The sequence below is a fragment of the Paenibacillus sp. FW126-R14 genome (assembly GCF_058789495.1).
In genome coordinates this window covers 25,295-45,120 of the sequence record NZ_JBYTBS010000020.1, presented here as the reverse complement: position 1 = coordinate 45,120, position 19,826 = coordinate 25,295, and the positions used below count along the sequence as shown (strand labels likewise).

Here is a 19,826-nt window from a genome sequence, read left to right as displayed (position 1 = left end):
GCTCCTCCTAAAATGCAATTTGTGTTCCTTTATTCCTGCGAACCGCTTCTTGAACAATATAATGGGCAGCTGCAAGATCTTCGCAGGCAAGGCCCAGTGATTTAAAAAGTGTAACGGCTGAGCTCGAGCTTCTCCCTTGTTTAAGCCCAGTGAGCAGCTCTCCGATTTCGCCTAAAATATGCCCCTCCGCGATCGCGCCTTCCTGCAGGGGAATCAAGTAATCCCCCGCCTCGTTCACGGCAGACTCCCGGCGATCGACAAACAGCTCCGCCCGGCGCACCAGCTCCGTGTCCAGCTCCCTGTCCTTCGCGCGGCAGGCTCCGACGGCGTTCACGTGTGCGCCTTCCTTGATCCAAGCGCCCTGCACAACCGGCGTTGTCGACGCTGTGACCGTGCAAATAATGTCCGCGTCCCGGACGGCCTGCTCAACGGATGAGACGGCCTCAACGAGCACGTTGTACCTGCTTTCCGTCTCCTCCTTCAACTTCCGGGCATGGGCCGGGTTCGGCCCCCATACCTTGATCCGCTCGATCGGGCGAACCAGCCTCATCGCCTCAATATGCGTGCGGGCTTGCTCCCCCGTCCCGATCATGGCCAGCGTGCTCGCTTCCTGTTTCGCCAGCAGCTTTGTTGCCGCCGCGCTCACTGCCGCCGTTCGAATCGCGGTGATCTTGGTGCCATCCACGATGGCTTCCAATTGACCGTTGGTCGAATTGAACAATGAAACAAACCCTTGATGCGAGGGCAGCCCTTTGGCGTGATTATCCGGCAGCACCGTAATCACTTTGGCGCCCACCCTCTCTTCCCGCTTCAAGTAAGCCGGCATGAGTCCCATAAGGTGGCTCCCCTGCAAAGGCACAACGCTTCTAAGCGACTGGACAGCTTGTCCGCTTGTCAAATCTGCCAAAACAGCCTGCATAATTTCTATGCAAGCTGACATTGGCAGCAATTCCATAACCTCGTGCTGATTGATAACTAACATATCGTACGATCACCCGCTTCGTAAGTACTTGCTCCATTATAGCACCTTGTCTTATTCTCCATCCAACGTCTCCGCCGAAGCCGCAATCTGCTTGTACCCCTTCACGGTCGAGGTCTGGATCAGCCGCTGCAGCAAGCCGAACAACTGGATCGGATCGAAAGGTTTGGTAATATAGCCGCTCATGCCGGCCTCAAGCACTTCTTCCTTCACGCCTTTCATGGCATCCGCCGTCATCGCAATGATGGGGGTATCCTTCGCATGCTCCAGCTGACGTATATGCTTCGTTGCCTCATAGCCGCCCATTACAGGCATTTGCAAATCCATCAGAATCGCATCATAACGCCGCTGCTTCACCAGCGATATGGCTTCAAGACCATTTTCGGCCACCTCGACCCGCACGCCCACCTCTTTCAACATCTCCGTAGCGACCAATTGATTGATCTCGTTATCCTCCACAAGCAAAACGCTCGCATGCTGCAGCGCCTTAAAACGCTCCGACTTTTCAAGATCAGGGCCCATAACTTGCTTCGCCACGAAATGCTGCTGAAACAAGCTAATCAGCTCATTGTACAATTGGGATTGGCTGATCGGGTAGTACAATACTTTATCGATGGCTTGGGAGCGGATGCCCTTCTGCAGCTCAGGTTCATGATAAGCGGTAACCAACACAATTACTTGCATCGGCGACGAGAACTCGAGCTGAATGCGCTCGGCAAGCGGAATGGCAACCGAGTCACTCAGCTTCCAATCCACAATCACCAAATCATAGCGGCCATTGCGGTATATTTGCTCGATGGCTTCATTCTCGGAGTCTGCCGTGCTTACAATGAACTGGAACTGCTCAAGCTGATGCTTAAGCACCAACTGCATGTCGGCATCATCGCAGACCAGCAGGACGCGGAGCAGCTTCAGCCGGGAGTCTTTATTTATCTCCGCAAGCCGCGCCCCCGTGCTGTATCCGAAATCCGCCGTGAAGGAGAAGGAACTGCCATGACCGGCTTTGCTCTCTACGCCTATGACTCCGCCCATCAGCTCGACGAGATTTTTACTGATAACCAGACCTAGCCCCGTACCTCCATACTTCCGGGTTGTCGACATATCCGCTTGTGTGAAATGGTGAAACAACTGCTCCTGCTGTTCTTCCGTAATGCCGATGCCTGTGTCGCGCACCGTAAATCCAATGGTGACGCAGCGGTCGCTTTTGGATACGAGGCATATTTCGAAAGAGATTTCCCCCTCATCCGTAAACTTCACGGCATTATTCGACAGATTGACCAAGATTTGATTCAAACGGAACGGGTCGCCGACCAGCATTTGCGGAACTTCATGATGAATGGAGAAATGCAGCTTCAGCCCTTTATCATAAGCTTTCATCCCAATTAAATTGGATATCTGATTCAGCACATCATACAAGTCAAAGTCGACCTGTTCGATGACCAGCTTTTTTGCTTCTATTTTCGAAAAATCAAGGACATCATTAATGAGTGCGATCAAATTTTTGGCGGAAACAATCGTTTTATCCACATAGACCTGCTGCTGTTCCGAAAGCTCCGTCTGCTGGAGCAAATAGCTTAAACCGATGACCGCATTCATGGGCGTGCGAATTTCGTGACTCATGTTAGCCAAGAACTCGCCTTTGGCGCGATTCGCGGATTCTGCCATTTCCTTAGCCTCCGCCAGCTCCGAGGTACGCGCCTCCACCAGTTCCTCCAGATGGCCCTTGTACTGATGGAGCACCTTCTCCTGCTGTCTAAGCTCGGTTATATCATGACCGGTTCCGGTTACCTCCACAATCTCTTTGTGCTCATTGAAAATGGGCGATATGGTGTAGTGCATGCATTTGCTGTCGCCACCCGGCGTAATGCTTTCCGCTTCGAACGACTTCGATTCCTTGGTGCGCAGCACTTCGCTAAGCGCCTTTTTCCACTGCTCGCGAGTTTTCTCCGAGGCGATCAGATCCAATATATTTTGCCCGAGCAAGTCGTGCTCCCTCATCTTTAAGAAATGCGACATTTTGTTATTAGCTTGCGTAATCTGTCCGTCCAGGTCGCAGCAATACACGAGATCCGGGGAATTTTGCACCAGTGTCCGATAGCGGTCTTCGCTCTCGCGCAGTTTTTTCTCCGTCTCATAGCTTCTAATTTCATAAGCGATTAGGGAGTAATAAAGCGGAATGGCTACGGTATGAAAAATGACATAAGTGACTGAAAATTCAGTCATAAAATAGTTCATCGTTTCCTGCGGCGCAAGCAGCGACCAACCAACGGTCTCAAGACCGATGACGAGCCCCAGCAACCAGCCGTATTTTCCCATAAGTTTTCTATTCTTCTTATTCTGCACATGAACGACCATGGAGATGAGCATTGTGGTCAGGAGGGAACCCAGCGGGAAAAGCAGCGCTCCTCCCAGGCTAATCCGGTAAGCGCCGATCATAAGCGTTGTGATGATAACTGATAATGGCCCTCCGAAAATTGCCGAGAAAATGACGCTTACAAACCTGACATCCATATGCAGCCCATGATCGACATTTAGTGGCATTTGCATAATGATCAAACCGAAGATCCCAAAAGCGATTCCGAAAATGATGGATTGCCATCTCTTGGAGCATTTTACATAGTAGGGATACAGCCATCTTAACAAAAAAACAAAGGTCACGATTAATGCACTGCACTGTGCAAAATAAATCAGAAATTTCATGTGCCACCCCCAATTTATCTAGTCCTTACGCGGAAAAACGCAACTTCTTGTCTAATTTATATTACATCATTCGACAAGGATCTTCTACTGATATATCTTGAGCGTCCGCCCTGGGGCACCAACAGAAAAAGCCCCTAGCCTCATGCCGCCAGGGGGACTCCTCCGTACAATTTAGTTGAAACTGACTTTGCGGTACTTCAAGAAGCTTCCGATCCGCCAGACACAAATGTATATATACGCCATCAACATGGTAAGAACCGTAAATTCCGTATAATCCAATCCTTTAAAATACTGCGAAAGCGCGATGCGAATGACCAGTACGGCGATGATGACATACTTGAAGTTTTTGTTCGGCTTCGGGTAAACAAACCCGTCTTCCCGCTTCTCATAGCCGGTATGATACAGCATAATGCTGCCTAGCCCAATTCCCAGCAGGATGGCACAAAGCATCTCCCAGATCACAGGCAAATGAAAAGGATGGTCGGGAATTTGGGTTAACGAATAAATGGAAAAACCAAAAATGACAGGTAGCAATATGACGGGGATTAAGATTCCCATCCCGTTGTTCTTGATCGGACGTTTTCTGCCACGGGTTCTAAACCATAACACCAGTATGATAATTAGAGCACCCACACCATACCCGATCAACGTTTGAGCATTCATGATAAATGTGCCTCCTATTGCTGCTTTTTATATAAGTATATACGATTCGCGACGTATTTCATTCAGACGCCGGTCACATTCTTTCTCCGTCTCCGGACCGATGCGAGGGCAAGGCAATGCTGCCTGACGGTTCAATATTCCGATTATCCTTATGTTCTTCCTTCGTTTTGTTTCTCAAAGAACAATGGTAGTATGATGAATAAAGACTGACAACCAGAGGGACATACAGATGAAAATGAAAGATTGGGATATCAATTTAAAAATCCGGCTCGCTGGAGAGACCGCTTTTAACGTTATTTTTTGGACGTTTTTTCCGTTTCTATCGATCTATTTTGCGAATTCCTTCGGCAAAGGCTGGACGGGCATTCTGCTCATCTTGTCGCAAACGCTGTCCGTTTTCGCCAATTTGATGGGAGGCTACTGCGCAGACCGGTTCGGACGCAAGCGCATGATGACCATCGCAGCCTTCGGGCAAAGCATCGGTTACGGCATCTTCGCCTTTGCCGCTGCGCCCATGATCGCGATGCCTGTTCTTGGCTTCGTCGGATTCAGCTTGGCCAGCATGTCCGGCTCCCTATACTGGCCTGCCAGTCAGGCGATGGTGGCCGACGTTGTCAAAGAGGAACACCGTTCCGGTGTGTTTGCCATCTTCTATACGGCCGCGAACGTGTCCGTCGTTATCGGTCCGCTGATCGGATCTATCACGTACAAGGATAATCCGTACATCGTGCTTGGCGCAGCTTCGGTGTTCTGCCTCATCCTCTCAACGACGATGAGCCGCACCTTACACGAAACGCTGCCGGAACAGCTTGCCGAGCGTCACCGATTGACGGCCGGCGAGCCTTGGTACCGCTTCTTGGCCGCGCAGCTGCGCGATTATAAGGTCATTGCAGCAGACCGTGTCTTCCTGCTGTTCATTCTTGCAGGCGTCCTGCTGTCTCAAACCTTCATGCAGTTGGATCTGCTGTTCCCTGTTTTCATGGAGGAGACTGTGAAGCTAACGACGATCTTCTCCTACGGAGACTGGGACCTGCAGTTGACTGGCAAGCAGTTGTTCGGTCTGATCGTATCCGAGAACGGCCTGTTCGTCGCTCTCTTTACCGTCGTCGTCACCAAATGGATGCTCGCTTTCCGGGATCGCTATGTATTCATCGGCGGCGCGGTATTCTATGCGCTGGGCATCATCATGTTCGGCCACATGTCCACGTTCTGGGGCTTCACCTTCGCCATTGCCGTCTTCACATTGGCTGAGCTCATGTCGGCGGGCCCGCAGCAAGCCTTCGTCTCCCGGTTGGCTCCTGAGCATATGCGCGGCCAATATTTTGCCGCAGGCAGCTTGCGGTATACCCTCGGCCGCACCTTGGCTCCGCTGTCCATCCCGATCTCCTCGTGGATCGGCTTCTCGTGGACCTTCATCCTGCTTGGGGGAATAGCTCTCCTGTCAGCCGTCTTGTACAACATGATGTTCAATCGGTATGACCGGCAGGCGGCCTAGTACAAAAGAAGCACCGTGAGGTGCTTCTTTATGCATTTCCTCACGCCAAACCTTTCTCTCCCTCTTGCGGCGCTTGAACGCGTTTAATGAAGAAGCCGATGATAAGGGCGATGCAGCCGATCCAGAAGGCAATAACAAATGCGCTATGCAGTCCAGCTACGAGCCCCTCTGCCGGGTTCCCCTTCGGGTTAGCCGCATAATAATTTTTCGTACCGGATGACATGATGCTGATAAACAAGGCCGTACCGATTGCGCCGGCAACCTGTTGAAGTGTGTTCAAGATGGCCGTTCCATGCGGATACAGATGGCGAGGAAGTTGATTAAGACCCGTCGTCTGGGCAGGCATCATAACCAGGGAAATACCGATAAGCAGAATAATGTGCAGCGTGACCACATGGCCCGTCGAGGTTTGAACAGAAATGCCCGTAAACAACCAAAGCGCAATCAGCACCAAGATCAAACCCGGAATAACCAAGACGCGGGGACCGAATTTATCGAACAATTTGCCTGAAATCGGCGCCATAATCCCATTGATAATACCGCCGGGCATTAAGGTTAGGCCGGCTTTGAAAGCCGTCATCATAAGCGCCGTCTGCAAGAACAGCGGCAGCAAAATCATCGTGGAGAACAATGTCATCATGAGCACCAGCATCATGACCGTCACAAGCGCGAACATCGGGTATTTGAATGCCCGGAGATTAAGAATCGGCTCCGCAGCGACCAACTGCCGAATGATGAATAAAAGAACGGCAATGCCGCCGACAATGATGGTCCACACGACTTCGGGCGCAGACCAGGAGCCTTCCCCCGCTTTGCTGAAACCATACACAATGCCGCCAAATCCGATGCTAGACAGTAGAATGGACACCAAATCAACTCTGGGCTTGGTCAAATCGGAGACATTGCGAAGGTATACGGCCGCGAAAATAACGGAGAATGCTGCAAGCGGGATAACCAGGAAGAACAACCAACGCCAATCCAGCTGATCAATAATGAGGCCTGCCAACGTGGGGCCAATCGCCGGTCCGAACATGATGACAAGACCGATCATTCCCATTGCGCCGCCCCTTTTCTCCGGTGGGTAAATGACGAGTATCGTATTCATCATGACAGGCAGCATAAGACCTGTTCCTAGTGCCTGTATGACTCTGCCGACGAGTAAGACGCTAAATACAGGAGCCGCACCGCAGATGACGGTCCCCAAGAGGAACAAAATCATAGCCGTCAGAAACATTTGCCTCGTCGTAAACCATTGTTGAAGAAGCGCCGTAACAGGGACGAGAATACCAATCACGAGCATATACGAAGTGGACAGCCATTGAATGGTTGCCGGCGTAATCGCGAACTCTTTCATTAAATCGGGAAAGGCGATATTGAGCAGCGTTTCATTCAAAATAGCAACGAAAGCGCCGATGACCAGCGCAGCAACAATCGGACCTCGCTTGAGCTTACTTACATCTATTGAAGCGTTCGCCGCTTCGCTTGAGACGTTCAACTTGAATCCTCCTCTACTTACATAGAATATTTATGTTTAACATTTATTCATTTTACCATTCTTTTCAAGAAATGAACATATGTTCGTATTAAATTTTTATGAAAAGGCTGTCCCGCAAGTCATAGAAATGACTGGAGATAGCCTCTCTCTTATCCTAGCCTTCCGGCTTAAAATACGGAGGTGCTTTTAGCCACCCTCTTTTCAGCAGCAGATCCTTTAACGTTATCGCAAAAGTCAGCTTCTTCATCTGGAATTTGGCAAACATGAGGGCAACGTCGGGCCGCACGGCTTCCGTCATCCCCCGGCAACCGTAATTGATGCCGAGTACAAGATTGAAGCTGAGAAGACTTGCTATTTCCTCATCCGACAATTTGGAGCCAGCCGGAATATCCCGGAAATCCCCGACAGGCTTATCCGGCGACGCCTCTGTCAGCGGAACGCCTTCCGCTTTCAGAAACTCCGTTAACTCCGTGAAAATCGGCCGGTGCACATTGTTAATGACATCCTGCAGCTTCTCTTTCAGCTCAGGGTCCTCAGTAATGTTAAAAGATACTTGTTCACCTCGCATCGTTTGCTCCGTTGCCGTCAAATAAAACCACAAATTCATGACTTCTCCGACGTTTAAAGGCGGCTTTTCACCGTCCAGAAACGGCTTAATCGTATCACCGAGTATTTCCATGATATTCATATTCGCAGCTCCTTTTTTGCTAGTTAGCTTGCCCGTTTGCATGGATTTCAAGTCATCAGCCGCTCAACATTCGCCATTTGCCTTGTAGAAATTTTCAGGAATCATACTGTTTGAGAGCTTCACCACATAGCTTTAAGTAAAAAGCTAAATTAGGATGTGCATTCCATGAAGAATACGCAACCTCGTACCCGAAATCTTGAAAAACCTAACATTCTCGTGTTTCTCGTAGACGAGGAACGCTATCCCCCTGTGTATGAAAATGCAGAAATCAGAGAGTGGCGCAAACAAAATCTCGTTACCCAAGAGCTTCTGAAGTCCAATGCCGTGGAATTCCACAGGCATTACATTGGCAGCGCTGCGTGCTGCCCAAGCCGGGCTACTCTGTTGACCGGTCAGTACCCGTCGCTTCACGGTGTCAGCCAGACGACCGGCGTGGCCAAGAGCGCCTTTGACTCCGATATGTTTTGGCTGGATCCGAGCACAGTACCTACGATGGGCGATTACTTTCGCGCAGCCGGGTATCAAACCTACTATAAAGGCAAATGGCATGTATCCAATGCCGATATCATCGTTCCAGGCACCCATACGAGCATCCCCAGCTATAATCCGTTGACCGGCGTTCCTGACAAGCAGCAGGAAGCCTTATATGACCATGCCGACCGCTTAGAGGACTTCGGCTTCTCCACTTGGATCGGTCCGGAACCCCACGGCAAAGATCCTCGAAATTCGGCGTCTTCCGCTGCAATCGGTTTAAGCGGCAGAGACGAAGTCTATGCCGCAGAAGTGGTGGAGTTAATCGATTCCCTCGACCGCCAGAGTCAACATGACAAGGATGCCAAGCCCTGGCTGCTCGTAGCATCATTCGTAAACCCGCACGATATTGTTCTGTACGGTGCTTTTACAGAGCTGATACCCACGTTTCAGTTTCATGTCGATCCGATGCCGGAGGTGCCTCCTCCTCCAACCATCCATGACCCTCTCACTACGAAACCGCGCTGTCAGGCAAGCTACCGGGATCTCTATCCGAAAGCTTTACAGCCCATTATCAACGAGTCGCATTACCGCAAGCTGTACTACCAGCTGCAAAAAAATGCCGATCAGCAAATGGCTAAGGTGTTTGAAGCTCTTACCCGTTCCTCTTTCTATGACAATACGATTGTTATTTTCACATCGGATCACGGGGAACTGCTTGGCGCTCACGGCCATCTTCGTCAAAAATTTTACTGCGCTTATGAAGAGGCTCTGCATGTTCCTTTCCTCATTCATAATCAACATCTTTTTCCGCAGTCTGCCCATATTGATACGCTTACAAGCCATTTGGATCTCCTGCCCACCATGCTCGGACTGGCGAATGTTGACATCCAAGAGGTTCAAAACGGCTTGCGACACAAATTCAGTGAAGTCCATCCCTTTGTGGGACGCAATCTGGCTCCTCATATCTTAGGGCAGAACCCCTCCCTTCTTACGGATGAGCCCATTTATTTCATGACCGATGACGATTTTACCCGCGGCCAAAACCAAATCAATCTACTCGGTGAGCCGTATCATTCCGTGATTCAACCTAACCACATTGAGACTGTCATTACAGCCCTTTATAGGAATGGGAGGAAAGAGTTGTGGAAACTCTCCCGCTATTACGATAATCCTCAATTCTGGAGCGATCCGGGGGTAAAAGACGAAGTTATCCAGCCGATCGGAGCGGTCGGAGGAAGCGGCGGAGGAAGTCATTCCCTGTATGCCTCTTCGGTCAAAACGCAGCCGGTTCCGGATGAATATGAGCTGTATAATCTAACCGAGGACCCTTTAGAAACCGTTAATCTCGCACATTACTCCTATGCAAATTCGCATACTTACGGCATCCAGCAATGGATGATGCAGGTATTGGCTGAGCAGCGGCAGCAGAAGCGTCTGTACCCCGGTCAAAACCCATAGATCTCACGAGGCCTTTACCCTCCATGAAAAATAAAAGAGCCCGATTAGCTTGTAACTAAGCTAGTTCGGGCCATTTTGACGCTTTCTATATGCAATAAAATATCCGGTCCTTCTTTTTCCAGCATCCTTAAGAAAACATCTGTAATTTCAGGGTCGAATTGCGTCCCCCGGTTTTTCCGGATCTGATTGACGGCATACTCCAAATCCATCTTATTTCTGTAGACTCGAGTCGACGTCATAGCATCAAAAGAGTCGGCAATCGACAGGATACGGGCTAACCGGGGGATATGCTGACCCGATAGCCCTTCAGGATATCCAGCGCCGTCATACCGTTCATGATGATATAGGATGATATCCAAAATGCCGTTTTTTTCGAACGAGGGGATATGCTTTACCATGTTATAACCAATGGTTGAATGCTGCTTGATCGCATCATATTCTTCCTTGGTCAGAGGCGTTGGCTTCGATAAAATAGCTTCCGGCACCCCTATTTTCCCGATATCGTGCAGAAGGCCGCCTAAATAAATCGCATCGCATTGCCGGTTGGACAGCTTCATTTCTTTGGCTATTAATAAAGCGTATCTGGCTACGTTCTCTGAATGAAAAGCAGTATGCGGATCTCTGGAATCCAAAGATTTCGCTAGTGCAAACGTTAAATGCAGGGTGTTCTCCCTCTCCCTAATATATAACCTTATGGAAGTGGATACGGACAATATGGCTAGTGTGTAAGTTAACCAATGGGATGCTATCACATGTATACTTAGAGGGGTTTCATATGGCGCATAATGATCACTGATCCATATCAAAACGCCGGCTACAATAATTTGTACATGCAGGTGTTTCCAGAAAGCAAAGCCTGCAACTACTAAGGGAATAAGATACATACTCGTCAAATTGTCCTTGGGATGCGTCTTATCGATCAATGTAATGACGATCACAAGAATCAAGAACAGTACAATAAAAGAAGTTCTTTTACGCACTAGCCAGGCATCGAGCGTAACTTTGCTCATGGAGTCGATCATGCTGCACCTCAACTAAACTTTAAACTTGCCAACCAGCGCCTGCAGTTCTTCTGACATTAAAGACAGAGAGGACGCGGATAAGGAAATCTCCTTCATGGAAGCCAATTGCTCCTCCGTGGCAGTCGCTACGTTTTGGGATCCGGAGGCTACGGTTCTCGATCCTTCTGAAATTTCTTCAAAAGAATGAACAATCTGTTCTGCGCTGGCTGACATTTGCTGCGAGGCCGCCGATACTTCTTGGACCTGGCTGGCTACGTGATCTACAAGCCCCTTAATCTCTTCGAAAGATTCTCCTGCAAGATGTACAACCCGGATCCCCTCATGAATCTCCTTGGCTCCGGACTCCACCGCTTGCGTCGTCTTATCGATACCGCTGCGAATATGGGCAATCAACTGCGTAATTTGATCGGCCGATTGGGAGGATTGTTCGGCCAGTTTACGCACTTCGCCAGCAACTACGGCAAATCCGCGCCCCTGTTCGCCGGCTCTTGCCGCTTCAATCGCCGCGTTTAAAGCGAGCAAATTGGTTTGGCTGGAAATAGCGGAGATCACGTCGAGAATCTGTTCAATTTCCCCTGAGCGCTGACCCATTTCTTTCACTTCGCCAGCAAGCTGATTGAATGAAGTCTGAATGGACGCCATCTGTTCTTCCGCCGACAGAATCGCATTGTTTCCTTGCAATGTCTTTTCGGCGGCTTGCATGGACACAGAAGAAGCAACTTGGGTGTTTGCGGCGATTTGTTGTACCCCGGCTGACATTTCACTCATCGCTCGTAGGCTTTCCTCTACGCTGTAGGACTGATTCTCTGCGCTAACGACGACCCGCTGAATGGTAGAAGCAATGGTTGCGGAAGCCTGGCTGGTCTGTTCTGCGCTGGCGGTCAGCTCCTCCGATGAAGCAGCTACATGCTCGGCGCTTAGACTAATCTGCTTGACCAAGCTATGAAGACTTTCCTTCATTCGATTAAGGGAATCCGCTAAAGCGCCGATTTCATCCCTGTTTTTGACCTGAATATTGTCAACGGATACATCGCCCGAAGCTATTTTCTCGGCGATTTTTTCCATAAATACAATGGGGCGGGATATCACACGCGAACTAAAATAACCAATGGATATCGCTAGAACCAATGCAATACAGCTTAATGTCAAAACGGTACTATTAGCCGTATCGATCATCTTGGTATTGCTGGCATTTGCATCCGTCATTAATTTTCGCTGCTCACTAGCTATTTCATCTGCAGCCGGCTCCAGCAGCCTTCCCGAAGGCAGCACTTCATTATCGTAAAATTCCATCACTTGTGTGGAATTCTGGCCATTTTGGACCATTTGCAGCAATTGATCGTATTTTTGTTTGAATTGTATATTCAATTCATCCAATTTTCTTAGTCTTTCTTTATCCACTTCTCTGTTGGCCAAAGTCATGGTTTCGCTAACTAGCTTAGATAAGTTATCATTGGATGCTTGCACTTGTTTCGTATATTCCGAATCCCTTGTTAAGAGATATCCGCGTAATCTGCTAATTTGTTTTGCCGCTTCCAGCTGCATGGTTTGAGCATTGGCCACTATAATTGACCGTCTGTCAATTAAATCGGTGTAAGATTGATCTACTTCCTTAAGGTAATAAAATGAGATACTGCTTGTAATCCCCATTAGGACAGCAATACTCAAGAATAACCCCATGAGCTTTTTGCTAATTGATAATCTGATCGTTCTGGAATGCACTTATGATGACCCCCTTTATGAATGCTAGGAATCTTATTGGAAACGCGGAGAACCCAATAAACTTAATCATCCCATAGATGGGTAAGGCTTCCTGCAAGCACCACAAATAATAGTATAAAATGCCTAATATAGCAACAAACGCGATCTGAATTTTAAGATTAATCGTGAAATATCGTCATTTTTCGACACTAAACTGTTAAATTTTATGTTCAAAGAAAAAAGCACCCTCTCGGGTGCTGCTTTCTTGGTATGGAGGTGCGGCATTCATCGAGTATCCACTCGTGAGTTTAATCCCTTAACCTTGGGCCGGCACCCTTAATTTCTGTATCGATATTGGAAAATTTCTCGAAATTGCGAGTAAAACGTTCAGCCAATTCCCAAGCCGATTTCCTATACGCCTCCTGATCCTGCCAAGTTTGACGGGGAATCAGAATGTGACTTGGAACTCCCTCTACGAAATCGGGGCAAAGCACACCAAAAATCGGGTCGGCCGTAAACGACGCTTGCTCGATGCTTCCATTCAAAGCTGCGGTCACCATCGCACGGGTGAAGGTTAAATTCATCCTCTTTCCTACACCGTAAGGACCTCCGGACCAGCCCGTATTCACTAAATACACTTTAGCTTGGTGCTGCTCAATTTTATCTCCCAGCAGCTTAGCGTACACAGATGGCTCTAGCGGAAGAAATGGCGCTCCAAAGCAAGTGGAGAATGTCGCTTCCGGCTCCGTTACTCCTCTTTCGGTTCCTGCCAGTTTCGACGTGTACCCTGACAAGAAGTGATACATCGCCTGTTCCTTCGTCAGCTTCGCGATAGGAGGCAGCACGCCGAAAGCATCCGCTGTTAAGAAAATGATGACCTTCGGATGGCCCGCCTTCCCTGGAATGACCGCATCGGGAATGACATCGATCGGATAAGCGGCACGCGTATTTTCTGTTGCCCGAGTATCGCTATAATCCGCGATGCCTGTCTCTGGATCCAGCACGACATTTTCTAAAACCGAACCGTAACGAATAGCCTGCCAAATCTGCGGCTCCTTCTCTTCAGACAGATTGGCACACTTGGCATAGCATCCGCCTTCGAAGTTATACACTCCGTGATCTGTCCAGCCATGCTCATCGTCCCCGATCAACCGGCGGTTCGGATCGGCGGATAGCGTCGTTTTCCCCGTACCGGATAACCCAAAGAACAAAGCCACATCGCCGTTCTCACCCACATTTGCCGAGCAATGCATAGGCAGAACGCCACGGAAAGGGAGCAAATAGTTCAGAACGCTAAAAATCGATTTTTTCATCTCTCCCGCATATTCGGTCCCACCGATGAGCACCAGTTTCCTCTCAAAGGACACGCAGATAAACGTTTCAGAGCGCGTACCGTCCACTGCAGGAACGGCTTTTAGACCTGGCAGTGCAATCACCGTAAATTCCGCCTCATGCGTTTGCAGTTCTTCCTCTGTCGGACGGACAAAAAGCTGCCGAACAAATAAATTGTGCCATGCAAATTCATTCACGACACGAATGGGCAGCCGATACTCAGGATCAGCTCCAGCGTAACCGTCAAATACGAACAAATCTTTATCCGACATATAGTCTTGCGCTTTTTGGTAAAGGCGCTCGAACTGAGCCTCGGAGATGGGTTCATTCACAGCCCCCCACTCTACGTGTTCCCGAACGGAAGGTTCTTGGACAATAAACTTGTCTTTAGGCGAGCGTCCGGTATATTTCCCTGTGTATACTTGCAGCGCTCCAGAGGAAGCAAGAACCCCTTCCTTCCGTTCCAAAGCGGCTTCGACCAACTCGGAAACGGACAAATTATTGCTGATCTTCCCTATTTTCAACTGCTGCAGCTTGGTTTCCATACTCATCCATTCCCTTCAGTGTCTTATTTAATAGTGTCTATTTAAAATGTGAGTTTACCAACTTAAGCTAACAGAGGCGCTTTCCACAATTGATCAACCTTTTCTTTCATGAGCTGTACAAGCTCGACGACACGGCTGGCGTAAGCCCACTCGTTATCATACCAGGCCAAAACCTTGATCTGATCATCTATGACCATGATGGAAGGTCCATCGATGACAGCTGATTGGGAACAGCCAATATAATCGGCGGATACTAAAGGTTCATCCGTAAAACAAACATAAGGCGATAAGCCACCCTCGGATGCCGCCTTGAAAACGGACCTTACTTGTTCCAAGCTTGTTGGCCTCGAAACCTTAACAGTCAAATCAATAAGCGACACATCCTGTGTAGGAACTCGGAGAGAAATTCCCTGAATGCGGGAAGCCAGATGCGGAAGCACATCGACTAAAGCTTTTCCTACGCCCGTGGTAGTTGGAATGATGGACTGTGTACATGCCCGCGCTCTTCGTAAATCTTTATGCGGATTATCCATATGATTCTGGTCGGAAGTAAAGGAATGGACCGTTGTCATCCAACCGCTTTGCACCCCGAAAGCTTGATCCACAATGTGCAAAACAGGCGACAGGCAGTTCGTCGTGCAAGAAGCGGCCGACAGAAGCTGATGTTTCCGGGGATCATACAAGTGATCGTTCACACCCATCACAACTGTAAGATCCATTTGGCTGCCCGGAGCTGTAATCAGAACATGGGATGCACCTGCCGCAATGTGCTTTAGGGCGCCTTCCCGATGATTGAATTTACCGGTTGCATCGACAACGATATCCGCTCCGAGACTTTTCCAGGCAATCATTTCGGGGTTCCTTTGATCGACAATTTCGATGCTCTCCCCGTTAATGATCAGCTTCCCGTTGCTTACGGCAACTTCCGCATCCAATCTTCCATGTACGGTGTCGTATTTTAAAAGATGCGCAATCGTCTCGGCCGGATAACTACAATTAATAGCGCACAGCCGATAAGGTCTCTGTTTTTCCGAAAATATCTTTCTGACTAGCAATCGTCCAATTCGACCCATTCCGCTAATGCCTACGCCTTGTATCAAGGAATTCCCCTCCAAAACATATAATGTGTTTTATTTAATTTTTAGTATACACTATTTATCCGGTTAGATGTAATAAAATAAATTAATGACACAATATATATTTATTTATGACTTGTACCATGAAGACCGGCAAAGCGGCGCCGGCAGCAGAGGCGTGAATCAAGCATCTAAAGTTGTAAGCGATTACAAATTTACTGCTTATATTTTTATACTTTAGGCCAGAGACCAACATATTGAAATATTACGGTCAATAATTTAATATTCTTCATTAAATTCATTTACATAATAAACGTATCGGGGCATCTCACTCGTGCCAAGCTAGTCTTTGACCTGACAGGCACAGGCATCCGCATTCCCGAAAAAACCGAAAACATGGAACGCAGATGACCTTCCTGAGGATCAGCAGATGGCGAAAGAGGTTCTTCCAAAGGTTTAACGTTACTGTGCTCTTGCTTTGTACTTGCCGGTATGTTCCAGATTAACCTTAACCTCCACGATATCGAGGGAGTCAGCATCCAATTTGAACTCTTCGCTCTGATTAAGTTCGTGCCATTTCTTCGGGTAGTTCCGGTAAAGCCGTTCGCCCAATTGCAGCACGTCTATTTTCTTGCTAAGCCCTATCGCATAAGTTTTTCTAATCTGTTCCTCAATCACTTGCTCCGCAAGTTTCTCCATATCCTTGATAGATCGGTCCTCAACCATTTCATCTACATAGGCGTTCATTTTTAATTTAATCGTATAGTATACCTTGCCATCACGAATAACCGGTAGAATACGGGATTTCGGCTCAATCATGACAATAGCTGCGACAGGCTTTTGGGTGTCCGGAATGTTGATCGGGGAACGCGACAGTTTTTCTTGAAGCCAGCGAAAACCCTCCAGCTCTTTTTCAGACATCCACCCAAGGAACTGGCTTCCCTGTGAATAAAACGCCCCATCGATTCTAAACATCGTTTTGGGTTGTTTGTCCTCGGTCCATGCTCCCTTATCAATAGCGATCGAAGGAAGCATGGCCGATTGCCCCGCTTCATTGATTTCTGAAATGATCTTGAAGCCGTAATGCGGCGTGATATACGAACGCTGAGAATAGATTTGTGAAGGGTTGTCCAGCAAGGAATCTATAGGGGAAAGATTTAGAATGGACTTCTGTTGAAAAATATCGCGTATCGGCTCTTTGGTTCCATACAACAGAACGTTATAACGGACTTCACGATATCGGTTTAGCATATCATAGGCCTCTCTGACTCTTTGACCGTTGTTTAAAAACCTTTCGGTGCATACAATGGCTTTCACATGCCCCCAATACACTCTCAACTGGGAAGTCGCATATATCGAATTGAACGTTTCAGTAACCGTTACCCCTTCCCCTCTTCCAATCCATAAGGGAATGTTCTTCCCCAGCTGCGTTGACTCGGTTTTGGCCACATTGGCGAAATTAAGCACCTGTACATAGGTGATATATTTGCCATCTTCGTAATCCATTCCGATCGCTGTGACATAGGCCATCATTTGAATATCTTTGGAATTCCAACAACCTGTCTGGAAGAATAGAATCGCAGTGATGATCACAAGGAGACTATACTTCCTCATTCGGCATTTTTCCCTTGACGGTCTGAATCTATTGTCTGCAGCTCTTGCGGACGGTAAACCATTTTAATCCACGGCAACCTTAAAAAGCTCTTAAACATATCTTTGTAATTGGGTGGGGACAACGGAGACAAGAAGGGAATACCGAATGATTTGACTCTGGACATGTGGATCACCAGCAGAATCATCCCCAATATGAGCCCGTACATGCCAATAATCGCTGAAGCCAGGAAAATAAACAGCCTGATCACACTTACGACTGTACCCAAGGTTTGATTAACAAGCGTAGCTCCCATGATTGCGGTAATCGCCCCAACTACAACAACCGAAGGCGAAACCAAACCCGCGCGTATGGAAGCATCCCCAATGACTAACCCGCCGATGACCGTTAGCGTTTGTCCAATGGAGCTGGGCAGCCGCACGCCCGCTTCCCGGAAAACCTCCAACAGAAACAGCAAGGTCAGCATTTCCATTTGTGCGGATAAAGGCAAACCGATTCTTGCTACCGAGATCGTCGCCATGAGCCGAAATGGAATCTGATCTTGGTGAAATGCCGTAAGGGCTACCCAAATGCCAGGCAGCAGAATAGAGATCCAAAAGCTAAAAAAACGGATTAAGCGGGCAAAAGATACGTATTGAAAGCTGAAATGGATATCCTCCGGAGATTTCATGATCAATGAAAAGGTCCCTGGTGCAATTAAAATTAAAGGGTTGCCATCGACAATAAGAATAAACCGTCCAGCCAGCAAGCAGTTGACCGCATAATCGGGCCTGCCGGTGAAGTCGGTTATAGGAAATAGCGAAAACTTCTTCTCGGTAAGCGCTTCTTCCACCTGGTTGATGCTATAGATGCCGTCGACATCGATTTTATCCAAGCGGGAGCGAACTTCTTGCAAAATATTAGGAGCTAGAATGTCCTTAATATACATAAGTCCGATCTTTGTTCTCGTCCTTCTACCGACAATCGTCGTTTCACAGCATAAGGAATTGCTTCGAATCCGTTTGCGGATCAGGGCAATATTCGTCGCCAAATCCTCCACAAATCCATCTTTCGGTCCTTTTATTGAAATTTCGACACTCGATTCATCAGGCTGGCGCTGAGGACGGTTGCAAATGTTGAGCTTGTACATCGCATCCGATGCTAAAAAGACGAGGAGCAGATCCCCCTGAAAGACGCAATCGATTATTTCCTGCTCAGTTGCCTCTCCTTCAAAGGAAATGAGCGGCAAAGAGCCCAGCACATATCCGTTTTGTAAATATTCGAACCCATTTTCTTTGTAGACAATATTCAATTCCGGCAGAACGATTTTCCCTATTTGAACCGCATCGCATAAACCCTCTGCGTAGATCATCATCACCGTGGACGACGGGTCATCCTCACCAAACAGGTAAATCTGTATTTGCACGTCCGAACAATTTGCGAATAATTGCCGAAGCATCTGTTCTTTCGTTACGTTGCCAGATTGAATATCGCTACCGCTCATGTGCTTCCCTCCTTGGTGGGTTTGGCCATCCATGCAATGACGGCTAAAACAATGGTTATGCATAGGGTGAAAATCAAAGATACAGGAAAATAAATTTGATATATCCATAAATAGAACGTATTTTGGTTGTTTACAATGATGGCGAATAGGGCCAGAGCAAGCGTTAATATCAGAATGGACCAACCCCGTTTGAATGGAATTAATTCCGCCAATAAAAAAAGAGCAAGACTGATTCGTACTGTCGCCCCAGCCAACCATTGATATACGGACAAGAAATCGACGTGTTCGATATACGAACCAATTTTGACAAGACGCCATTGCTCATACGGAGATACCATCTGTTTGGCCGCTTCATGAGGACCGAATTCCGTGATTGCTCCTATTAAAGGGCCTAAAGTAATGTAGACCAGAATCATACCGAGCAGCATCATTTGCCAAACCCGCATTTTCGATTTAAAACGGTGCTGGAACATCAACATCAGCACGATCTCCACCAATGCTCCTCCCGTATAAACCATACCGTCCAAAGCCGGCCGCCAGCCATGCTCCAGAAAAGGCTTGAGAAGCGCTAAATCCTTCTCCGACGTATTGGCAATAGAAACGAAATATCCGAGACAGACGACAGTCGGAAGCAGGATGCCCGCACCGATCGCAATCGTGCGAATGCCCGTATAGGCCGAGTAAAAGCAGACCGAAATTAATACGATAATCAATATATATTCAGGGGTTGCCGGCAAATAATTAGTGAATGTCCAAATCTCTGTCTGGATCACCGTCATGCCGCCGATCAAAAATAATTCCACGCAAATCGGAGCAATAATTATCCATGCAATGAGAGGATTTGTTTGGTTAGACAGCCATTTCCGCAGCTCCTGCTGTCCTGATTTCTTCATAATATAAACAAGCAGAGCACACCAAGGTATGTAGAGAACAGCTGTCATTAGAACAGATATCCAAGCATCCCTTCCCGATGCATCCAAAACCAGCGGATTGACAATCACATGACTATTCAAACCGTTGAAAAGCATCATGACCATAATAATTGATACAATACCGATTTTCCCTTGTGTTCCGTTCACATCATTTCCCTCGCCTGCAGCCAT

14 protein-coding genes are annotated in these 19,826 nt (G+C 48.0%); 2 read left to right on the top strand and 12 right to left on the bottom strand.

Annotated features, from left to right (window positions below; all coding sequences use genetic code 11):
• Positions 1-7: 7 nt before the first annotated feature.
• From AC3WRW_RS14750 to AC3WRW_RS14740, 3 genes are all read right to left on the bottom strand, one after another.
• The gene (locus AC3WRW_RS14750) at positions 8-982 is read right to left on the bottom strand and encodes an ornithine cyclodeaminase family protein (RefSeq protein WP_492547067.1); all 975 of its coding nucleotides are present in this window, start codon (positions 980-982) and stop codon (positions 8-10) included.
• A 51-nt stretch (positions 983-1,033) separates the two neighbouring features.
• On the bottom strand, positions 1,034-3,679 hold the full coding sequence (locus tag AC3WRW_RS14745) for a response regulator (protein ID WP_492547066.1): 2,646 nt from the start codon (positions 3,677-3,679) through the stop codon (positions 1,034-1,036).
• Positions 3,680-3,850: 171 nt separating this feature from the next.
• Positions 3,851-4,342: a CcdC protein domain-containing protein gene (locus AC3WRW_RS14740; RefSeq protein ID WP_492547065.1), complete on the bottom strand. Its 492-nt coding sequence runs from the start codon at positions 4,340-4,342 to the stop codon at positions 3,851-3,853.
• A 229-nt stretch (positions 4,343-4,571) separates the two neighbouring features.
• Here AC3WRW_RS14740 and AC3WRW_RS14735 point away from each other — a divergent pair, with 229 nt between their 5' ends.
• The gene (locus tag AC3WRW_RS14735) at positions 4,572-5,837 is read left to right on the top strand and encodes an MDR family MFS transporter (RefSeq protein WP_492547064.1); all 1,266 of its coding nucleotides are present in this window, start codon (positions 4,572-4,574) and stop codon (positions 5,835-5,837) included.
• Between the two features lie 40 nt (positions 5,838-5,877).
• On the opposite strand, the gene AC3WRW_RS14730 is transcribed toward AC3WRW_RS14735, so the two are convergent.
• Positions 5,878-7,299, bottom strand: coding sequence for an MDR family MFS transporter (locus tag AC3WRW_RS14730; protein ID WP_492547120.1), 1,422 nt, complete (start codon positions 7,297-7,299; stop codon positions 5,878-5,880).
• A gap of 187 nt (positions 7,300-7,486) precedes the next feature.
• Positions 7,487-8,020 (bottom strand): DUF3231 family protein, encoded by a 534-nt coding sequence (locus AC3WRW_RS14725; RefSeq protein ID WP_492547063.1) that lies wholly within the window; start codon positions 8,018-8,020, stop codon positions 7,487-7,489.
• A 165-nt stretch (positions 8,021-8,185) separates the two neighbouring features.
• Here AC3WRW_RS14725 and AC3WRW_RS14720 point away from each other — a divergent pair, with 165 nt between their 5' ends.
• Positions 8,186-9,952, top strand: a complete 1,767-nt coding sequence (locus AC3WRW_RS14720) for a sulfatase family protein (RefSeq protein ID WP_492547062.1) — start codon at positions 8,186-8,188, stop codon at positions 9,950-9,952.
• Positions 9,953-9,996: 44 nt separating this feature from the next.
• On the opposite strand, the gene AC3WRW_RS14715 is transcribed toward AC3WRW_RS14720, so the two are convergent.
• From AC3WRW_RS14715 to AC3WRW_RS14685, 7 genes are all read right to left on the bottom strand, one after another.
• Positions 9,997-10,974, bottom strand: a complete 978-nt coding sequence (locus tag AC3WRW_RS14715; RefSeq protein ID WP_492547061.1) for an HD-GYP domain-containing protein — start codon at positions 10,972-10,974, stop codon at positions 9,997-9,999.
• 12 nt (positions 10,975-10,986) lie between these two features.
• Complete coding sequence (locus AC3WRW_RS14710) at positions 10,987-12,696, bottom strand: methyl-accepting chemotaxis protein (RefSeq protein ID WP_492547060.1); 1,710 nt, start codon at positions 12,694-12,696, stop codon at positions 10,987-10,989.
• A 287-nt stretch (positions 12,697-12,983) separates the two neighbouring features.
• Positions 12,984-14,558 carry a phosphoenolpyruvate carboxykinase (ATP) gene (gene pckA, locus AC3WRW_RS14705; protein ID WP_492547059.1) on the bottom strand — a complete coding sequence of 525 codons (1,575 nt, stop codon included), beginning with the start codon at positions 14,556-14,558 and terminating at the stop codon, positions 12,984-12,986.
• Between the two features lie 56 nt (positions 14,559-14,614).
• Positions 14,615-15,652 carry a type I glyceraldehyde-3-phosphate dehydrogenase gene (gene gap, locus AC3WRW_RS14700; RefSeq protein WP_492547058.1) on the bottom strand — a complete coding sequence of 346 codons (1,038 nt, stop codon included), beginning with the start codon at positions 15,650-15,652 and terminating at the stop codon, positions 14,615-14,617.
• A gap of 438 nt (positions 15,653-16,090) precedes the next feature.
• Positions 16,091-17,242 (bottom strand): Ger(x)C family spore germination protein, encoded by a 1,152-nt coding sequence (locus tag AC3WRW_RS14695; protein WP_492547057.1) that lies wholly within the window; start codon positions 17,240-17,242, stop codon positions 16,091-16,093.
• Positions 17,239-18,723: a spore germination protein gene (locus AC3WRW_RS14690; protein WP_492547056.1), complete on the bottom strand. Its 1,485-nt coding sequence runs from the start codon at positions 18,721-18,723 to the stop codon at positions 17,239-17,241. Before AC3WRW_RS14690 ends, AC3WRW_RS14695 begins: the two co-directional genes overlap by 4 nt.
• On the bottom strand, positions 18,720-19,826 hold the full coding sequence (locus AC3WRW_RS14685; protein ID WP_492547055.1) for an endospore germination permease: 1,107 nt from the start codon (positions 19,824-19,826) through the stop codon (positions 18,720-18,722). The genes AC3WRW_RS14690 and AC3WRW_RS14685 overlap by 4 nt, the downstream gene beginning before the upstream one ends.

Excerpts from the sequence above, each read along its gene's own strand:
- AC3WRW_RS14720 (WP_492547062.1), top strand. The coding sequence starts at position 8,186 with ATGAAGAATACGCAACCTCGTACCCGAAATCTTGAAAAACCTAACATT.
- AC3WRW_RS14725 (WP_492547063.1), bottom strand. The coding sequence starts at position 8,020 with ATGAATATCATGGAAATACTCGGTGATACGATTAAGCCGTTTCTGGAC.
- AC3WRW_RS14690 (WP_492547056.1), bottom strand. The coding sequence starts at position 18,723 with ATGAGCGGTAGCGATATTCAATCTGGCAACGTAACGAAAGAACAGATG.
- AC3WRW_RS14740 (WP_492547065.1), bottom strand. The coding sequence starts at position 4,342 with ATGAATGCTCAAACGTTGATCGGGTATGGTGTGGGTGCTCTAATTATC.
- AC3WRW_RS14745 (WP_492547066.1), bottom strand. The coding sequence starts at position 3,679 with ATGAAATTTCTGATTTATTTTGCACAGTGCAGTGCATTAATCGTGACC.
- AC3WRW_RS14695 (WP_492547057.1), bottom strand. The coding sequence starts at position 17,242 with ATGAGGAAGTATAGTCTCCTTGTGATCATCACTGCGATTCTATTCTTC.
- AC3WRW_RS14735 (WP_492547064.1), top strand. The coding sequence starts at position 4,572 with ATGAAAATGAAAGATTGGGATATCAATTTAAAAATCCGGCTCGCTGGA.
- AC3WRW_RS14685 (WP_492547055.1), bottom strand. The coding sequence starts at position 19,826 with ATGGCTGCAGGCGAGGGAAATGATGTGAACGGAACACAAGGGAAAATC.
- AC3WRW_RS14750 (WP_492547067.1), bottom strand. The coding sequence starts at position 982 with ATGTTAGTTATCAATCAGCACGAGGTTATGGAATTGCTGCCAATGTCA.
- pckA (WP_492547059.1), bottom strand. The coding sequence starts at position 14,558 with ATGAGTATGGAAACCAAGCTGCAGCAGTTGAAAATAGGGAAGATCAGC.
- AC3WRW_RS14715 (WP_492547061.1), bottom strand. The coding sequence starts at position 10,974 with ATGATCGACTCCATGAGCAAAGTTACGCTCGATGCCTGGCTAGTGCGT.